This window comes from Desulfosarcina widdelii (genome assembly GCF_009688965.1).
Lineage (GTDB): Bacteria > Desulfobacterota > Desulfobacteria > Desulfobacterales > Desulfosarcinaceae > Desulfosarcina > Desulfosarcina widdelii.
In genome coordinates this window covers 4,035,569-4,052,981 of sequence record NZ_AP021875.1, presented here as the reverse complement: position 1 = coordinate 4,052,981, position 17,413 = coordinate 4,035,569, and the positions used below count along the sequence as shown (strand labels likewise).

Sequence of the window (17,413 nt, the reverse complement as noted above, 5' to 3'; positions counted from 1 at the left end):
TATGATCGACGCCTCTCCGCCAGATGCAAAGGCTGCTAAAAAAACCGGCACGCTTCACGGAATGCGCCGCTGGCACTGGGTCGAGCGTTTTTTAAACGGTTGGGCCGTCTACCGCACGAATATCATCGGCCGCATCGGTCTGGCACTGTTGGGTATCTTTGCCCTGATGGCGCTGTCCAGCTACATTCCACAATGGGTCAACCCCATGTACCATCCCATGACCGGCGTCGATCCGGAGATCTCTTACAGCACGGGGCCCAGCCTGCGGCACTGGCTGGGTACGGACTACATCGGGCGGGACATTTTCAGCCAGCTTCTGGCCGGTGCCCGCATCGCGTTCATGGTGGGCATCTCCTCGGCCTTGATCAGCATCCTTTTCGGCACCACCATCGGCATGGTGGCCGGGTATGCGGGAGGGCGCACCGACGCGGCGCTCATGCGCCTGGCAGATATCGTCATGGTCATGCCCACCCTGCTGGTGGTGCTGATCCTGTCGGCCCTGTTCGGCCAATTGAACATCTGGGTGATCGTGCTGATGATCGCTTTGTTTCGCTGGCCGGCGGTGGCCCGGGTGATTCGATCCCAGACCCTTTCTTTGCGTCATCGCCCGTTTATCGAAGCCGCCTGGGTGGCCGGTGCATCGCATCTGCGCATCCTTTTCCGACACATCCTGCCCAATGTGATGCCGCTGGCCCTGCTCTACATGACCTTCCGGGTCACATCGGCCATTATTATCGAGGCGGCCCTGGCATTTCTCGGGTTCGGCGATCCGGGCACCGTCAGTTGGGGAATGATGCTGCAGTGGGTCTGGAAAACGGGCCACATGTTTCAGGCACCCTACTGGCTGATGCCTCCGGGCATCTGCATTTCGCTTATTACCCTGGCGTTTTACATGACCGGACGGGCCATGGACGATGTGCTGGACCCCCGGCTGCGCAAAGAGGAGGTCAAGCCGTGAGCGCCGCCCTGCTGGAAGTCAGCGACCTGAGCGTCGGCTACCGCAGTGCCGGCGGCATGCAACTGGCGGTGGACGGGGTGTCCTTTCGCGTGGATCGGGGCGGCTCGCTGGGGTTGGTGGGCGAGTCCGGGTGCGGCAAAACGACCATCGGTATGGCGCTGATGCGCCTGTTGGCATCCAATGCCGAAATCGTTTCCGGACAGATCCGTTTCGAAGGGCAGGATCTGGCCGCTCTGAGTGATGTACAAATGCGCCAGATCCGCTGGCGCCGGATTTCCATGATTTTCCAGGCCGCCATGAATGCGCTCAATCCCGTGCACCGCGTTCGGGATCAGATTGCCGAGGCCATCGTTGTCCACGAACCGAACCTTTCCAGACATGCCGTGGAGCATCGCATCCATTCGCTTTTCGAACTGGTCCGGATTCCCCAAGCCCGTTTGCAGGACTACCCCCACCAGTTTTCCGGGGGCATGCGGCAGCGGGTGATCATTGCCATGGCCCTGGCCTGCAACCCGTCGCTGATTATTGCCGACGAACCCACCACCGCCCTGGATGTGATCGTTCAGGATCAGATTTTAAAAGCCATTGGCACGTTTCAACGGGAGATGAACCTTGGCATGATCTTTATTTCCCACGATCTGGCCGTCGTGGCCGATGTGTGCACCCACATCGGGGTCATGCACGCCGGCCGCATGGTGGAGATGGGCCTCCGGGAAGAAGTGCTGGGCTGTCCGGGGCATCCCTATACCAAGATGCTGGTGGGCGCTTTGCTTACCCTGTCCGATGCGCCGGCGGATCTATCCGATTCCGCCCGCGCTTTCAGTGTGAACGGACCCGTATCGCCGGATGGCTGTCCCCAACGCGTTATCTGTCCGGATGCTACGGATGCGTGCAGGCGGGAGGTCGCCGAATGGACGGAACTGTCGGCCACCCACCGGGTCCGCTGCCGGAATGCCGGGAAAGGAAGCTGACATGAGCACTTCGGGCGCCGCACCCATCCTTTCCATGCGCGATGTCACCAAGACCTACTCCGCCGGCGGTTCTCTGCTGGGCAAGTCCACCGGCCGCGTGGTGGCCCTGGATCGCTTGTCCCTGGACATCCGGACCGGGGAGATCTTCGGGCTGGTCGGCGAGAGCGGCAGTGGAAAAACCACGGCCAGCCGATTGATCGTCGGCCTGGAAACTCCCGATGAAGGGCGGATTCGGTTTGACGGGCGGAATTGCACGGGGCTCAAGGGGAAGGACAGAAGGGCGTTCGCCAGGCAGGTTCAGGTGATTTTTCAGGATCCATACCAGAGCCTTAACTCGCATCTGTCCATTTTTGAGACGATATGCGAACCGTTGGTCATTCATGGCATTGGAGATCGGCGATCCCGTCGCACCCAGGCCTGCGAGGCTCTTGAGACGGCCGGGCTTACGCCGCCGGAAGACTATTTGGATCGGTACCCCCACCAGTTGTCCGGCGGGCAGCGCCAGCGGGTGGCCATTGCCCGGGCCATGGTGCTCCGGCCGCGGCTGCTGATTGCCGACGAACCCACATCGATGCTGGATGCCTCCATTTCCTTTCAGATTTTCCAACTGCTGAACCGGTTGAAAACGCAATTCGGCGTTACCATGCTTTTTATTACCCACAGTCTGGCGGCGGCCCGCAACCTATGCGATCGTGTGGGGGTGATCTATCGCGGCTGCCTGGTGGAACAGGGAACCGCCCGCGAAACGATCCTGCATCCCCGGCACCCCTATACCAAAGCCCTGCTGGACGCCCACCCCCGCTTTGGCTGCAGCGGTAAACAAGGCTACGGGACGCTTTTGGAGAACGAACGCCCCCGCCCAAAGACCGATCACTGCCCGTTCTATACCCGCTGCCGGCCGGCAGTCGACACCACCTGCGATCTGCAGGCCCCGATGCTGAAACCGCTGGATGACGGCCACCAGGTCGCCTGTTTTCTTTTTTAAAAGCGGCATCTTATCCGCCATGGGTGCAGTATCCGACGGCCGGCCGATGGAGCATGAAAGGGAAATTGGCGCGATGAAAAAAAACACCCATGAGCGCGGCATCCGCGAGATATTGTTGGCCGGTGTTTTCTGGCGAATTCTCATCATTGAAATGATCCTGCTGGTATGGTCTGTACTGTACAGAATGATTTCGCAAGATGCCGGCGGGTTGGATTTGTTGTGGTATGCCCTGCGTATCGTTTTCCTCGTGGCTGTGATTCTCGGGTTTATGATGGTTACCCTGCAACGCTTCCTGGAAAAGAAGATCATCCGCCCCTTAGAAGCGGTGGCCGAGGCCAATCGTCAACTGGATGTAAACCGCCCCGAGGAGGACAATGTCCCCATAGAGGGCGATGCCGCTATTGAGATCCGGGAAATCGTCTCTTCGCGGGCAGCCATGCTCGACGCCATCCTGAAAGTATCGGCCCAGCGCCTCCAGTTGGTCAATTTCATCAAGGACACCTTCGGCCGGTATCTGGGCCACACGGTTGTGGACGAAATCCTGAATTCACCCGACGGCCGGCGTATTGGCGGCCGTCGGCAGACCGTAACGGTGCTCATGTCCGATCTTCGCGGTTTTTCCGATTTGTCCGACGGAAGGGATCCGGAAGAGATGGTGCGGATCCTCAATCGATATCTGGAGGCCATGACCCGGGTGATCGAACGCTACGACGGGGTCATCGACGAGTTTATCGGCGATGCGATTCTTACCGTTTTCGGCATCCCCGAAGAAAAAGATGACGATCCGGTGCGTGCCGTGGCTTGCGCCCTGGCCATGCAGCGAACCCTGGCCGATCTCAACCGTAATCTGGTGGTCGACGGCCTGCCACCTTTGGAGATGGGCATCGGGATCAATACCGGCCCGGTGGTCGTTGGAAACTTGGGCTCGGAAGCCAGGACCAAGTACGGCATTGTCGGCGCTGCGGTAAATATCGCTTCACGAATCGAATCCAATACCCTGGGCGGGCAGGTTCTTGTCGGCGAAGCCACGTATGAGCTCATCCGGGACCGGGCAATTGCTATGTCGCCCATGACGGTGATGATGAAAGGGCTGAAAAGACCGCTGGTCTGTTATCCGGTCATGGCCATCGGGCCTCCTTTCGATATCCGTCTGGAAAAGAAAAAGGAAGATCCGCTCGTCGAAATTCGACTGCCATTTCAATTGTGGTTGCTTGAGGATAAAAAAGTGGTCGCCGGCCCTTTTGACGGCGAAACCCTTCGGCTGAATACGTCGGTGCTGATCGCTAGTGTCACCCAGCGGCTGACCGTGTTGACAAACGTAAAGCTCTTGTTAACTTTCTGCCAGGAAGCTCATTGTTTTTCGGATATTTACGCCAAGGTCAGCGCCGTCGACGAGGGCCGGGGACAGCCATCTTACCACCTGGGTATCACGTATATGGAGCAAGCTGACAAGGCTCTTTTAAGCCGGTGGATCGAAGCCGCCGGCATATCCGCAAAGGGTAAGCGTTCACAGGATACCGCATCTGCTTTGTTCCCGGGCACTGAAGGTTGACCAAACCGTCTGCGTGCCCGGCGCTTCACATCTGCGGCATCCTGTGAACGCTTACCGATCAGGCAGTTTCAGCACATTGGGCATTTCTATCCCGTGAACGCGTACCGCAAAGGAGTCCCGTCCATCGTGAATGCTGCCCGTTTTGACAACGAAGACGCCCCCATCGCCAGTATCCTGAGTTTCGCACCGTTGATCCGCCATGTCGAAAAGCTTTCCGAATCGATAAGCTCGGCATGCAGGGGACTCTCTCCGGAGCTGACCGCAATGCTTGAAAAGGTTCCGGAGTTCATGGGTCCCATTGTGGATCAAGCCCTGCTGGACAGACATCCCCGGTTAATGGAAGCCCTTATGGATCTGGTTTTCCCACCCCTGTATCGCGAACGTGAAATCAAGTGCGCCATGATCCCGTTTTCGGATCGGCCGTTTTTTGCCACCCCGCGTTTCAAAGCCCTTTTCCTGGACGGCGATGGACGGCTCAAAGGTCAATTGACAATGGATCCTGAGCAGCTGAAACAGGGCAAACGGATTACCTCCTACCTTTCCATCCTCGAAAGGTTTTACGGGATCCATGAGGAATTGCGTTCCCCGATTATCCGGCGGATCGAAGACCCCGAAACCGGACTGGGACGATACTACGACATTCAGCTCGATTTTCGATTTCTGGACGTCAAGGCACACAAAAAGCCCGAACCGCTGTCGCCTGAAATGCTGTCATCCATTCGCCAGAATCTGAACGATGCGGACCGGCTCATGGAACTGATCCATCCGGACAATTTCGAACTGCACGGATTTATCGTTCACAGCGCCGTGGATGTGACCGCAACCAGCATCGTCTCGGAACTGGAGCGCGACCTCATCGACCGGTTGGCGCTGATCTCCGAAAAAGGATTCGCCCGGATCCAGGACCTGCTGCGCTCCCTTTTTCGCAAGAAGGATCTGATCGCCGGAATTTCGGCCCAACGGGACGATCAGGTGCTGTTGATCAATACCGGATCGACCATGGTCGATCACTGTATTTTTGAAAGCAGCCGCCATATTCCCATATCGACGTTTACGGGAACGCCCTGGGAAGAATCGGTAAAAGAGCGGCGTATCGTGCTGGTGCGGAATGTGGCCGATCATTTTCAAGACCGGCCCGACGGTCGCAAGCTTTTTCCTCCCGAAGCCCGCTCGATGATGATCGCTCCTTTGATTTACCAGGACGAGGTCATCGGCGATCTTGCCGTCAGCGATCCGGCGATCGATGCTTTCAGTGCCCTGGATACCTTTCAGATGGCGCAGCTTCAGCCGTTGTTTGCCGTGGCCATTAAAAAGGCGCTGAACGATTTCGAGCTGCAGGTGCAGGGCATCATCAAAGAGAAGTGTACTGCCATTCACCCTTCCGTGGAATGGCGTTTTCGCAAGGCGGCCTACCGCCATCTGGACAGCTTGCACGAAGGGCGTGACACGGAGATCGAGCCCATCGTGTTCAAGGATGTATACGCGCTTTTTGGTGTGAGCGACATCCGCGGTTCGGCCGATCAGCGCAACCGGGCGACCCAGGAGGATCTGGCGGAAAATCTCACCCTGGCGCAGGGCGTGATCCGTGCCGCGGCCCGAACCGGTAATTTGATGATTCTGGATGAACTGGCGACGCGCATCGCGCTGCAAATCGACAAGGTCCGTCAGGGCATATCTTCCAATGACGAAACCCGGACAAGAAATCTGATCCGGGGAGAAGTCGAACCCCAGCTGCCCCATTTGAAACGATTGGGCGGCGATGTGGGCGCCGCCATCGACCGCTATCGGAGCGCACTGGACCCGCAAACCGGCGAGGTGCACCGGCGTCGCAGGGATCTCGACGACAGTATGACCCGGCTCAACAACCGGCTGAGCGGCTTCCTCGATGAGGAGAACGCCAGAATGCAGGCCGTTTTCGCGCACTATTTCGAAAAGCATCGCACCGACGGTGTGGACTACCTGATCTATGTGGGGCAGAGCCTCCTGGAAAATGGAGGCTTCAGCGATTTGTACCTCAAAGATCTTCGCCTCTGGCAGATCCGCCTGGCCGCCGGCATGGCCTGGCATACCCATCAGCTCAAGTCCACCTTGCCGGTCCCCCTTGAAACGGCCCATCTGATTCTAATTCAGAACACGCCCACGTCCATCCGATTCCGTTACGACGAAAAGCGTTTCGATGTGGACGGGGCATACGATGTCCGTTATGAAATTATTAAATCCAGGCTCGACAAAGCAATGATCAAGGGTACCGGCGAACGTCTGACCCAACCGGGCAAGATCGCCGTGGTTTATTCCCAACCCGAAGAAAGGGATGAGATCGAGCGGTACATCGACTACCTCAGCCGTCAGGAGGTTTTAACCGGCGAAACGGAAAAGCTGGAAATCGAAGACCTGCCAGGGGTTCATGGACTCCGGGCACTGCGCACCACCGTCAACCTGGATACACCACCACGATAAGGGAATTGCCGATGATTTTTCTATGCCGTGGAAAAACCTGGCTGCTTGGGGTTTTGGTGGCCTTATTGATGATTTTCGACGGGCCTTTGTCGGCCGCTGACCAAAAATCCGTCGTCGAAAACCAATTGGGGATGATTTTCGTTTTGATTCCGGCCGGCACCTTTGTTATGGGCAGCCCGATCGAGGAGGCCCATCGCAATGTTTCGGAAGTTCAGCATCAGGTAACCATCAGTGAGCCGTTTTACCTTCAGCGCACGGAAGTGACCGTGGATCAATGGCGATCGGTCATGGGCCGCCGCTGGTTGGCCCGTAAGCGGGGGACCGGGGATATGCCGGTGGTCAGGGTCTCCTGGAATGACTGCCAGAAATTTATTCGCAAGCTCAACCGACTGACTGGAGAACAATACCTCCTGCCCACCGAGGCCCAGTGGGAATATGCTGCCCGTGCCCGGTCTTCAACGGCCTATTTCTGGGGCAACAAAATCGACTGTTCTCGGGCCATGTATGCCAATAATCCCATGAAGCACGACGATTGCGTCGGCGCCTTTTCCCGTGCGGGGACGAAATCCGGGCAGCCGGCCCCGGTGGGAAGCTTTGCGCCCAATGCCTGGGGTCTTTACGACATGCATGGAAACGTCTGGGAGTGGTGTGAGGACCTGTTCGACAGCTATGAGGCCGTTTCGACGGTAGATCCGTGCGAAACCGAATCCGGCAGGGACCGGGTGCGTCGCGGCGGTAGCTGGTTCAGCGCCGGATCTGCCTGCAGAAGTGCCAACCGTGCATACGCACACCCCATGAGCCGGTTTCAGAACACCGGATTCCGACTGGTCATGGTCCCGTCGAATCGCAATCGGGCATCCTCTGACTCCCAATAACGCGGCGCTGCCCGAAAAGACAGACATTTACGCGCCCAACAGCCTTGATGAAACGGTAAAAAGCCCCAGGCTCGTCATGCCGGACTTGATAAGCCTGCCCCGGACCTGATCCGGGGGCATCCAGAACTTATTGAAATGAATGGATTCCGGCCTGCGCCGGAATGACGAAAAGATGAAAATTTCGACTTTTTAGGGCTTTATCAACCTTCGAGCGTTCGAGAAGAAAGCGCACCCTTGACCATTCAACAAAAAATCGGCCGCTGGTTCAATGTCCACGGTGAAGAGACCGGACTCTTCCTGTGGACCATGGCGCTGCTGTTTCTGTTGCGCAGTTCGGGGATTTTCCTGAACAATTATGCCGAAACCGCTTTTTTAAAACGATACGGCGTTGAGTACATGCCCATCGTCAATATGATCAACGCGGTGGTGACCTTCTTCGTCATGGGCGTCATGACAGGGTTCATGACCCGGCTGCCGGGCGCCCGCCTCTTATCCCGGCTGTTCGTTTTCTGCGGGCTTTCCATTGGGGCTATCCGTGCGGTGATCCCGTTTGGGATCGACTTGATTTATCCGGCATTATTCATGCTCAAGTCCCAGTACGAAGTGCTATTGGCCCTGCTTTTCTGGAATCTGGCCAACGACCTGTTCAATACCAGGCAGTCCAAACGGCTATTTCCCTTGATCACCGCCGGTGGAGTTGTCGGTCAGATTTTGGGAAGTTTTGCCACGCCTTTGGTGGCTCGCTGGCTTCATTTAGACAATCTACTGCTGCTGTATATGATCACTGCGCTGGCCGGTGCCTGGGCCGTACAGGCCATGGGAAGGCGATATCCCACATTGCTTTTCCAGCAAAATAAGAAAGGAGAAAGCAAGAAGGGCTCCTCCATGATCGAGGAGTTTAAAACGGTGCTGCCGCTGATGAAATCTTCGGTGCTGGTCAAGATACTCATTGTGCTCACTTTCATGCCCAATGTGGTTATTCCCATCATGAACTACCAGTTCAACTTTGCGGTCAATGAGCAATTCGCCACAGAATCGGGTTTGATTGAATTCTTCGGCTATTTCCGGGGGGTGCTCAACATCGTCAGCCTGATTATCCTGCTTTTCGTAGGCAAACTGTACGACCGTTTCGGACTTTCGGTGGCCCTCATGTTCCATCCCTTTAACTATCTGTTGGTGTTCATCATCTTTTTGTTCCGTTTCGATGCTGTGGGGGCCATGTACGCCCGCATGTCCTCCAACATCATCCGCACCACCATCAACATCCCAGCCACCGCCGTGGTCACCGGACTGTTTCCGGAATCCTACCGCGCCATGATCCGACCGTTCTTGCGGGGTACGGTCGTGCGGATCGGCCTTTTTTTGGGGTCGGGACTGATTCTGCTTTCCGATACCCTGTTTCACCCGCGCTACCTATCCCTGGTAGCCATGCCTTTTGTTCTGGTCTGGCTGATTGCTCCGTTTGTGCTAAAGCGTCGTTATGCGGGCATTTTATTGGACCTGATCGCAGATGATCAAATGGATTTGCGCAGCTTGAATGCCGATGAACTGCAGCAGGTTTTTCGGGACAGCGAGGTGCAGCAGCGGCTTGTGGAGCGCTTCCGGCGTGAGTCGGGAGAGAACCTTCTTTGGATTGGACAACTGCTCAGATCCATTTCCGTCCCGAATCTGGATTCCCATTTGTTGGCGCTGTTGCCCCAAGAGCCCTCGCTGAAGACCCGTTTGGGACTGATCGATCTGCTTTCAGGCAAGGCCGGTCCGGAGGCGGTCGAACCTTTCACAAACATGATCGATGGGGCCGAGCCCGACCTGATCGTCGCTATGATCGAAGCCGGACAGCGCATGTCTGTGGACGCAATGGTCCCTTTTTATCAGGCGGTAACCGCGTCGGAGCTGCCGCTGGATATGAAGGCCCGGGCCCTTGGGGCGCTTCATCGAAGCGATCCTGGACAATTCGCGCCTGAGATCGAAAAGTGGCTGCAATCGATTGAAAATGAAAGCCTTTTCGCGGGCATCATCGCCGCCGGAGCCAGCCGGGACGCCCGGTTTGCCGAGCGTTTGAAGGATCTTCTGGTACGATCGGATGATGACGCCATACGATTGCTGATTCTCGACAGTTTGCGCTGGATCTCCGTTTCGGACATCAACCCGCTGGTCGAGATTCATATGAAAGCTCCGGATTCACGCATGCGTAAGGCCGCGCTGGAGCTTTTCCGCATCGTGGATGAGGCCGCTTTGAAAACGATCATCCCGCTGTTGGGGGATGAAGAGGCCGGCGTTGCCGACCTTGCGCGCGACAAAATCAGAAACGCCGATTATCAGAACAGCCTGCGCCTGATTAAGTCCCTTTCGCTGCCCGGTAAAAAAGTCAGAGAAGCGCTCTTCGATCTTTTATCCGAAATGTCCGTCAAAGATTTTGACGTTTTCCGTTTCGTGCAGATTCAGGCGCGAACCTGTTATCAGCTGGCCGTTCAAGCCCGGGGTGTCCGTCAACTCCCATTTCACCCGTTGCAGCAGTTGCTTGCCGTTCATCTGGACGAGCGGATTTATTTCACCCTGCAGACAACGCTGCGTGTCCTGACGGTGCAGGATCCAGCGGGTCGAATGCAAAAAATCAGTCGCGGGCTGTTTTCAGACGAACAGCGCCAGCGCGCCAACAGTTTGGAAGCGATGGACGATATCCTGGACAAGAGTCTATCGCGGCTGCTGGTGCCGTTTCTCGAAGATACGGATCGAGACGGGCGGATTGACAGGCTAAAGAAGCTATTCCCCGACGAACCGATCGAAATGACGACAGACAGCCTTATTAACGCTCTTCTGGTCAGCCGAAACTGGGTCACCCTGCTATTGACACTTACCTTGGTGAGGCAAAATGAGGTTTCGTTCCGGATAACTGCAACCCTCCAAAACCTTGCGGTCCATGCCAATCCTTACGTGTCCCGCACGGCCAAGGAAATTCTCGAGCCCAGAGCCGATTTACCGCTATCGCAGGAGGCCGCCATGGAAACAACCACGATTTCCCTTACCGATAAAATTTTACATCTGAAAAATATCGAAATTTTTTCCGATCTTTCCATCAACGAATTGGCCGCCGTAGCCTCGGTTACCGAGGTGGCCCATTTTAATGCGGGAGAGACCGTCTTCGAGGAAGGGACGCGTGGGGACACCCTGTATCTGGTCCTGGAAGGGGAGGTGGCGGTTGTCAAAGAATGCCGTCCCGAGAGAGCGATCGAACTGGACAGCATCGGAGCCGGCGAATACTTCGGTGAAATGGCTCTGTTCGGCGACCACCGTCGTTCCGCTACCATTCAAGCAAAAAATCCGGCCCGTTTCCTGGTGCTTCACAAACAGGAACTTCAGGAAATCGTTCGGGAATTCCCCCAAATCGCATTGCATGTCTGCAGGGTGCTAAGCATGCGGATCCGCCGTTTGCACGGGAAAATATCCGACCAGGTTTGTTGATAGCGCCAAAGTCACTGCCGCCAGGCAGGAGAAAATGATGATGGGGATGTTCGCCCCCTTCTGATGCGGGCAATGACCTCCGTTTCCATCTGGAAACGCTGGTCCTCGATCTTTATGATCTGATCGCCTAAGCCGGCCGGATCGGGCCGCCCGTCTTTTTTCATGAGGGCCCGTTGGGCCGGGCAAATGTATTTGAGGCACATCCAGGGGCGCATGCGCCAGGGCAGGCGGCAGCCGTGGTGGCCTAAAAAAGGGCAGGGCTCTCCGGATTCGGCGGCCGCTTGGCGGAAAGGGATCAATTCGTCGAGAAGGTGCATCGCCAGAAGATCGCGAAAGTCGAACCACACCGTGTTGGTGATGCAGCATGGCTCGGGGCAAAAACGGCAGGTCCGGCGGCGCAGGGCTTCCATTGCGTGGATCAATTCGTCGATCCCACGACGGATTGTTTCAGCTGTGGCAACGGCTTTTTCCAGTAATGGTCGATGATGGTTCAACAACCTCTTCAAAGCGCAATTCGACTGCTGCCATTGCCGGTTGCGGGCTGAACCGGCGGTTTCTGGCCAGAAACGCGGAAAAAAATCTCCATGAAACGCATTTTCCATGGCGGGCAACCTTGACAGTCCCGCAAAAAGTACCAAACTCGTCATGCTGGACTTGATCCGGCATCCAGAACGTATTGCAATCACTGAATTCCGGACTGCGCCGGAATGACGAAAATATGAGAATTTCGACTTTTTACGAGTTTATCAACCTTTGCTGGTCGGCACGCACTCGAATTTTACGATTCTAGTTTACCGCTTGTTTTCCCTGGACGCAACCCGTGGCTCGGTTCCTGGATAAAGGATTGCCGTCGGGAAAGCCTCGCTATACACATGTGACTCGGTTAGATTTCGGTTACCCCCTTGATTCATCGGCGTTCGAGGTTATTTTGCAATTTGATCTGCGGACGTTCCCGGCCCCGACAATCCGGCCAACGGGATTTTTTAAACCGCTTCATTTGGAGACCACGCCATGAGAGATGAAGATGTTCAGTTTTTCAGAAACGAATTGCTGCGCGAACTGAAGAACCTGACGCTAAAAGCCGATATTGCCGCCGGAGAACTAATCGATGCGGATACCATCCATGAAGCCGATCCGCTTGACCGGGCCATGGAAGAGCAGGCCAGGGATCGCCGGCTTCATTTTCAGAACAGGGACCGAAAGCTGATCGCCAAGATCCAAAGCTGCCTGGAAGCCATCGAGGAAGGCGAATACGGCATCTGTCAGGCGTGTGAAGAGCCCATTTCCCTTGCCCGTCTGAGAGCCAGGCCGGTCACCAGCTATTGCATTGACTGCAAAACGGAACAGGAATCTTATGAGAAGATGACCGGGAGTTGAACGAGAACGCTTCGGCGTTACCAGATTCTGGCGATTCTGGCCGTGAACGCTACCAGAATGCCTACGCCGCCATTTTCAGCACAAGGCGCACCACGCCCGCCAACAGGAGCATGCCTGCCATGCCGGCGACCAGCAGCCCGGCAAACCACACCCATTGACGCTGCTTTTCACTGAATCCGGCTCCAGGCTTCAATACGCACCTTCGTGTTCGTGGGAGGCCTTGCCCCTGAACACCCAGAAGCAATAACCGGTGTAGGCCAGCACGCAGGGCAGCAAAACGGCCGTTCCGATCAGCAATAAGGATTGGGACTCGGGTGCGGCGGCCGCATCCCAAAGGCTTACCTTGAAGGGCACCAGCCATGGCCATGTGCTCACGCCTATGCCGATATAGTTCATCAAAAAGATGCCCAGTGTGAGGAAAAAGGGTCGAAATTCGTGCTGGTCGTTGCGCAGGTCCCGCCAGAGCAGGACGAAGAAGACAATCGAGAGGATCGGCATGGGCTGCAGAAAGTAGAAGTTGGGCAGGCTGAACCACAGCTCCTTGATGGCACTGTTCATCAGGGGCATGCTGACGCTCACCAGTCCCATGAAAATGGCCACGAATACCATCACGTATCTGGCGCATTGGCGCGCCCAGTCCCGGGTTTCTCCCTCGGTTTTCATGACGGTCCAGGTGGCGCCCAAAAGGGCGTACCCGGCCACCAGGGCCAGGCCGGTCATCACGCTGAAAGCGTCGAACCAATCGAAGGCACCGCCGGCAAAGTTGCGGCCCTCCACGGCAACGCCGTGCACGAAAGTCCCCAGCACCATTCCCTGCATGAATGTCGCCGTCAGGCTGCCGAAATGAAAGGAGTAATCCCAGATGCGCCGGGATTTTCCTTCGGCCTTGAACCGGAATTCGAATGCCACGCCGCGGAAGATAAGGCCCAGCAGCATGAGAATAATGGGGATGTAGAACGCTGGCATGAGAATGGCGTAAGCCAGGGGGAAGGCGGCAAACAGCCCGCCGCCGCCCAGCACCAGCCAGGTTTCGTTGCCGTCCCAAAAAGGGGCGACGGAGTTCATCATGCGGTCCCGGCACCGGTCGGTGGGTGCGAAGGGAAACAGGATGCCCACGCCCAGATCGAACCCATCCAGCAGGATGTAGAGAAAGATGGCCGTACCGATCAGAGCGTACCAGATGAGCGGTAAATCCAGAAAACTTTCGAAGCTAAACATCTTTCCCTCCTGTTTCGGCGGCCATGTCCGTGACCAGCGGCGGCGTTTTGACGCCATGGTCACCGTAGGCCTCTTCTTCCTCGTATTCCGGTCCCTTGCCGATGAGTTTGAGAATGTAATAGGCCCCGGCGGTGAATACCAATCCGTAGACGGCTACAAACGCGGCCAGGGAGATGGCCACGGTCTCTCCCGCCACCGGCGAAATGGTTTCCGAGGTGCGCAGCACGTTGTAAACGATAAAGGGCTGCCGGCCGACCTCGGTGACGAACCAGCCGGCCACCACGGCGATAAAGCCCGACGGGGTCATGGCCATGCACCAGAGGTGAAACCATCGGGCGGTAAACAGCGTTTTTTTAAAGTAGAGCACCAGGGCCACCAGGCCGGTGGCGATCATCAGCATGCCGAGGCCCACCATGATGCGGAATGTCCAGAAGACCATGGCCACGGGAGGACGTTCCGCCCTTGCCCAGGTGGTCAGGCCTTTGACTTCGCCATTGATATCGTGGGTGAGAATCAGGCTGGAGAGCTTGGGGATCGTCACCTCGAACCGGTTGCGCTCCTGGATCTGGTCCGGCCAGGCGAACAGCCGCAGACCTGCGCCCTGTTCGGTCTCCCAGATGCCTTCCATGGCGGCCACCTTGGCCGGTTGGTGTTCGAAAGTGTTCAACCCATGCATGTCGCCGAAGAGAAGTTGCATGGGGGCCACGAAGATGGCCATGATCATGGCCATGCCCAGCATGATGCGGGCATGTCGGACGTGCAGCCCCCGCCAGAGGTAGTACCCGCCGATGCCGCCCACCACGAAGGCCGTGGTCAGGTAGGCCGCCGTAACCATGTGGACGAAACGATACGGAAAAGAGGGGTTGAAGATCACCGCGATCCAGTCCGTGGGGTAGAGAAGGCCGTCGGCTCCTTCGCGGAAACCGGCCGGCGTCTGCATCCAGCTGTTGGCCGAGAGGATCCAGAAGGCCGAAATCAGGGTTCCCGCGGCCACGATCAGGGTGGCGGCAAAATGCATTCTTTTGCTCACCCGGTTCCAGCCGAAAAGCATGATTCCCAGAAACGAGGCCTCCAGGAAGAAGGCGGTGAGCACTTCATAGCCCAAAAGGGGGCCCAGTACATTGCCCACCTTGTCTGAAAATACCGACCAGTTGGTGCCGAACTGATAGGATAGCACCACCCCGGAGACCACCCCCATGCCGAAGGTCACCGCGAAGATCTTGACCCACATGCGGTAGACTTGCTCATAGATCGGGTTGCCGGTTTTCAGCCAGCGCCACTCCACCACGGCCAACCAACTGGCCAGACCGATGGTGAATGCCGGGAAGGTGATGTGGTAGGCCACGGTAAAGGCGAATTGTGCGCGGGCCAAGAAGACGGGATCTAGGTTGGAGAACATGGCGTTACCTCAAAGGGCTAAGTGGGTTCTCAACGATGGCAAACGGCGGTTCAATTTTCATAATAAAGAGCGTTGCCGCAAAGTCAAGCTAAACGGAGAGCGGCAAATTGGCTACTATACTTCTGTCGTTTTTAGAAGCGGTGCGATTCGAGGCTTGGATCAAGGCGCTTTGGGTTGCCCTCCATTGGCGTCATGGCGGCTCAACATCGGGGCTTTTTCAGGCAGCGCCTGGAGTACACCGGTGATAAAGGCGTCCGTGTCCCAGGCCGAGCGCTGGGATGTGGCTCCGAACCGCACCAGCACCACGTCTCTGGACGGGATCACGATCACTTTCTGCTCCTGGAATCCCTGGGCCGCATAGGCATCCACGGGGGCGTGGGGCCACAGCCGGTTGTCGGAATTTCCGGGAGCGCCGGCATTGAGCCAGAAAAGCGCGCCATATTCTCCCCTGGGGGCCTTGGGCGTGGGAGTGGTGGAGTAGGTCACCCAGCCTTCGGGAAGCACGCGCTTTCCGTTCCACACCCCGTCCTGAAGGTAGAGCAGGCCGAACCGGGCCCAGTCCCTGACGGTGGCAACCGCGTAAGAGGATCCCACGAAGGTTCCCGACGGGTCCGGCTCGATCACCATGCTGGTCATGCCGATGCGGTCGAACAGGGCTTCGCGCATAAAACGGTAGTAATCGGGTGTGGTTTTCTCGGCTTCGTAGCGGACAATGCGGGCAATGATGTTGGCCGTGCCCGAAGAGTAGGACCACTTTTGATCCGGCGGCGCTTCAAGGTGGCTCTGGGCGGCAAATGCGCCGAAATCGTGAGCCCCGTAAAGCATATCGGTGGCGTGGGTCAGCGGCCGGTATATTTCTTCGAATGCCAGCCCGCTGCTCATGCGCATGAGCTGATCCAGGGTAATTTCGTGCCTGGGATCGTCGGGAGAGCGCCATTCGGGAACCGGGGCCGGATCTTTTAATACCAGGCGTCCCTGCCCCACCAGCAGGCCCACCAGGGCATTGGTAACGCTCTTGCTCATGGACCAGCCCAGCATGGGCATGTCCGGACCGAATCCGGGTGCGTAGCGTTCGGCGATCAGCTTTCCACCGTAGACGACGGCTACGGCCCGGGTGTTGCGCATCTTTTCCGCCCCGGGTTCGGCAAAGGCGTCATCCAGGGCTTTTTTCAATTGCCGGGCGTCGGCCCCCATCGAATCCGGATCCACCGGCCCGCCGCTGCCCAGGGGCCACGGATGCTCCGGCGGCAATGCCGGTTCGGTATAGCCGTCTTCGGGGCGATAGAAGTGCTGCCGGCGGAGAGCCGCCTCGGCCGTATCGGTCATCAGGGTGCAGCCGCAGCCCTCTCGGTAAAGGGCCTTGGCGGTAAAGGCCGTGAATGCCGTGGCGGTGACGGTCCGGCCGGCCCTGTCGATTTTCCATCGCACCACGCGGGCCAGCGGATTGACCGGCTTGACGTCTTCGACGAAAACGGTTTGCGGATCACGCCCGGACATAAAGGTGCTGGTGCAAAGATACTTGGCCACGTAGCCGGTCCCGATGGGCATGGCTTTGACCATATACCATCCGGCGGCTACCGCGAGGACAACCGCTATCCCGGCCACAACAGTCAGAATGCGTCGCAGACCCTGTTTCATTTCAGATCCCTTATCCCATGCAACGGTTTACTCGGAAAGTTCAACCCAGCGACCGTCCGTCAGCGGTTCCAGGTCGTCGGGTTTCAATTGAAACAGGGCGAAAGGGGTTCCGGCGGCAGCCCAGATGGTGTCGTGCCGCTTCAGATCCGGGTCCAGAAGCGTCGGCAGCGGGCGGATATGGCCGGCCGGCGGCACACCGCCGATGGCAAATCCGACCTTTTCCTTGACATAATTGCCGTCGGCCCGGCCGAGTCTCAACCCCGTTGCGGCCTTGATTTTCTTGAGGTCCACCCGATTGGCTCCCGAAGCGACCACCAAAACGGGTTCGCCGGTCGATTTGTCCTTGAAGACCAGCGACTTGGCGATCTGCCCAACCTGGCAGCCCACACTGTCGGCAGCCTCCTTGGCCGTTCGCGTGGAACCGGGCAGTTCCTGCACTTCGAAAACAAATCCCTTGGCGGAGAGGAACTCCTGAACACGACGGGCACTTTCGCGCAACTTATTAGGCATGTTTTCTCTTT

14 protein-coding genes are annotated in these 17,413 nt (G+C 57.3%); 8 read left to right on the top strand and 6 right to left on the bottom strand.

All coding sequences use genetic code 11. From position 1 onward, the window contains the following. The first annotated feature begins 1 nt into the window (after position 1). The 7 genes from GN111_RS18625 to GN111_RS18595 all read left to right on the top strand — a co-directional run bounded on the left by GN111_RS18625 (position 2) and on the right by GN111_RS18595 (position 11,260). Positions 2 to 958: an ABC transporter permease gene (locus GN111_RS18625; RefSeq protein WP_231715491.1), complete on the top strand. Its 957-nt coding sequence runs from the start codon at positions 2 to 4 to the stop codon at positions 956 to 958. Beyond that, positions 955 to 1,929 (top strand): ABC transporter ATP-binding protein, encoded by a 975-nt coding sequence (locus GN111_RS18620; RefSeq protein ID WP_197740382.1) that lies wholly within the window; start codon positions 955 to 957, stop codon positions 1,927 to 1,929. The genes GN111_RS18625 and GN111_RS18620 overlap by 4 nt, the downstream gene beginning before the upstream one ends. A 1-nt stretch (position 1,930) precedes the next feature. After that, complete coding sequence (locus GN111_RS18615; protein WP_155305189.1) at positions 1,931 to 2,914, top strand: oligopeptide/dipeptide ABC transporter ATP-binding protein; 984 nt, start codon at positions 1,931 to 1,933, stop codon at positions 2,912 to 2,914. A 73-nt stretch (positions 2,915 to 2,987) separates the two neighbouring features. After that, on the top strand, positions 2,988 to 4,466 hold the full coding sequence (locus GN111_RS18610) for an adenylate/guanylate cyclase domain-containing protein (RefSeq protein WP_170302362.1): 1,479 nt from the start codon (positions 2,988 to 2,990) through the stop codon (positions 4,464 to 4,466). Between the two features lie 126 nt (positions 4,467 to 4,592). After that, positions 4,593 to 6,923, top strand: a complete 2,331-nt coding sequence (locus GN111_RS18605) for a GAF domain-containing protein (RefSeq protein WP_155305187.1) — start codon at positions 4,593 to 4,595, stop codon at positions 6,921 to 6,923. A gap of 11 nt (positions 6,924 to 6,934) precedes the next feature. Continuing rightward, positions 6,935 to 7,798 carry a formylglycine-generating enzyme family protein gene (locus GN111_RS18600; protein WP_155305186.1) on the top strand — a complete coding sequence of 288 codons (864 nt, stop codon included), beginning with the start codon at positions 6,935 to 6,937 and terminating at the stop codon, positions 7,796 to 7,798. Positions 7,799 to 8,032: 234 nt separating this feature from the next. Further along, positions 8,033 to 11,260, top strand: a complete 3,228-nt coding sequence (locus GN111_RS18595; RefSeq protein WP_155305185.1) for an Npt1/Npt2 family nucleotide transporter — start codon at positions 8,033 to 8,035, stop codon at positions 11,258 to 11,260. An 11-nt stretch (positions 11,261 to 11,271) separates the two neighbouring features. Here the strand turns inward: GN111_RS18595 and GN111_RS18590 are convergent, their stop codons facing one another. After that, the gene (locus GN111_RS18590) at positions 11,272 to 11,862 is read right to left on the bottom strand and encodes a hypothetical protein (protein ID WP_155305184.1); all 591 of its coding nucleotides are present in this window, start codon (positions 11,860 to 11,862) and stop codon (positions 11,272 to 11,274) included. Positions 11,863 to 12,271: 409 nt separating this feature from the next. Between GN111_RS18590 and GN111_RS18585 the strand changes: the two genes are divergently transcribed. Then, a complete protein-coding gene (locus GN111_RS18585) occupies positions 12,272 to 12,637 on the top strand; it encodes a TraR/DksA family transcriptional regulator (RefSeq protein ID WP_155305183.1) in 366 nt (121 codons plus the stop codon). A 61-nt stretch (positions 12,638 to 12,698) separates the two neighbouring features. On the opposite strand, the gene GN111_RS34235 is transcribed toward GN111_RS18585, so the two are convergent. The 5 genes from GN111_RS34235 to GN111_RS18565 form a co-directional block, all read right to left on the bottom strand. Then, complete coding sequence (locus GN111_RS34235) at positions 12,699 to 12,830, bottom strand: hypothetical protein (RefSeq protein WP_269433787.1); 132 nt, start codon at positions 12,828 to 12,830, stop codon at positions 12,699 to 12,701. Continuing rightward, a complete protein-coding gene (gene cydB, locus GN111_RS18580) occupies positions 12,827 to 13,855 on the bottom strand; it encodes a cytochrome d ubiquinol oxidase subunit II (protein ID WP_155305182.1) in 1,029 nt (342 codons plus the stop codon). Before cydB ends, GN111_RS34235 begins: the two co-directional genes overlap by 4 nt. Further along, a complete protein-coding gene (locus tag GN111_RS18575) occupies positions 13,848 to 15,254 on the bottom strand; it encodes a cytochrome ubiquinol oxidase subunit I (protein ID WP_155305181.1) in 1,407 nt (468 codons plus the stop codon). Before GN111_RS18575 ends, cydB begins: the two co-directional genes overlap by 8 nt. Before the next feature lie 159 nt (positions 15,255 to 15,413). After that, positions 15,414 to 16,892 (bottom strand): serine hydrolase domain-containing protein, encoded by a 1,479-nt coding sequence (locus GN111_RS18570; RefSeq protein WP_155305180.1) that lies wholly within the window; start codon positions 16,890 to 16,892, stop codon positions 15,414 to 15,416. A 27-nt stretch (positions 16,893 to 16,919) separates the two neighbouring features. Further along, entirely contained in the window at positions 16,920 to 17,402 is a 483-nt protein-coding gene (locus tag GN111_RS18565; RefSeq protein ID WP_155305179.1) for a YbaK/EbsC family protein, read from the bottom strand. Between the last annotated feature and the right edge of the window lie 11 nt (positions 17,403 to 17,413).

What these genes read in the sequence shown, in the direction of transcription:
- GN111_RS18625 (WP_231715491.1), top strand. Translation starts at nt 2, where the DNA reads ATGATCGACGCCTCTCCGCCAGATGCAAAGGCTGCTAAAAAAACCGGC.
- GN111_RS18585 (WP_155305183.1), top strand. Translation starts at nt 12,272, where the DNA reads ATGAGAGATGAAGATGTTCAGTTTTTCAGAAACGAATTGCTGCGCGAA.
- GN111_RS18575 (WP_155305181.1), bottom strand. Translation starts at nt 15,254, where the DNA reads ATGTTCTCCAACCTAGATCCCGTCTTCTTGGCCCGCGCACAATTCGCC.
- GN111_RS18615 (WP_155305189.1), top strand. Translation starts at nt 1,931, where the DNA reads ATGAGCACTTCGGGCGCCGCACCCATCCTTTCCATGCGCGATGTCACC.
- GN111_RS18570 (WP_155305180.1), bottom strand. Translation starts at nt 16,892, where the DNA reads ATGAAACAGGGTCTGCGACGCATTCTGACTGTTGTGGCCGGGATAGCG.
- GN111_RS18610 (WP_170302362.1), top strand. Translation starts at nt 2,988, where the DNA reads ATGAAAAAAAACACCCATGAGCGCGGCATCCGCGAGATATTGTTGGCC.
- GN111_RS18600 (WP_155305186.1), top strand. Translation starts at nt 6,935, where the DNA reads ATGATTTTTCTATGCCGTGGAAAAACCTGGCTGCTTGGGGTTTTGGTG.
- GN111_RS18590 (WP_155305184.1), bottom strand. Translation starts at nt 11,862, where the DNA reads ATGGAAAATGCGTTTCATGGAGATTTTTTTCCGCGTTTCTGGCCAGAA.
- GN111_RS18565 (WP_155305179.1), bottom strand. Translation starts at nt 17,402, where the DNA reads ATGCCTAATAAGTTGCGCGAAAGTGCCCGTCGTGTTCAGGAGTTCCTC.
- cydB (WP_155305182.1), bottom strand. Translation starts at nt 13,855, where the DNA reads ATGTTTAGCTTCGAAAGTTTTCTGGATTTACCGCTCATCTGGTACGCT.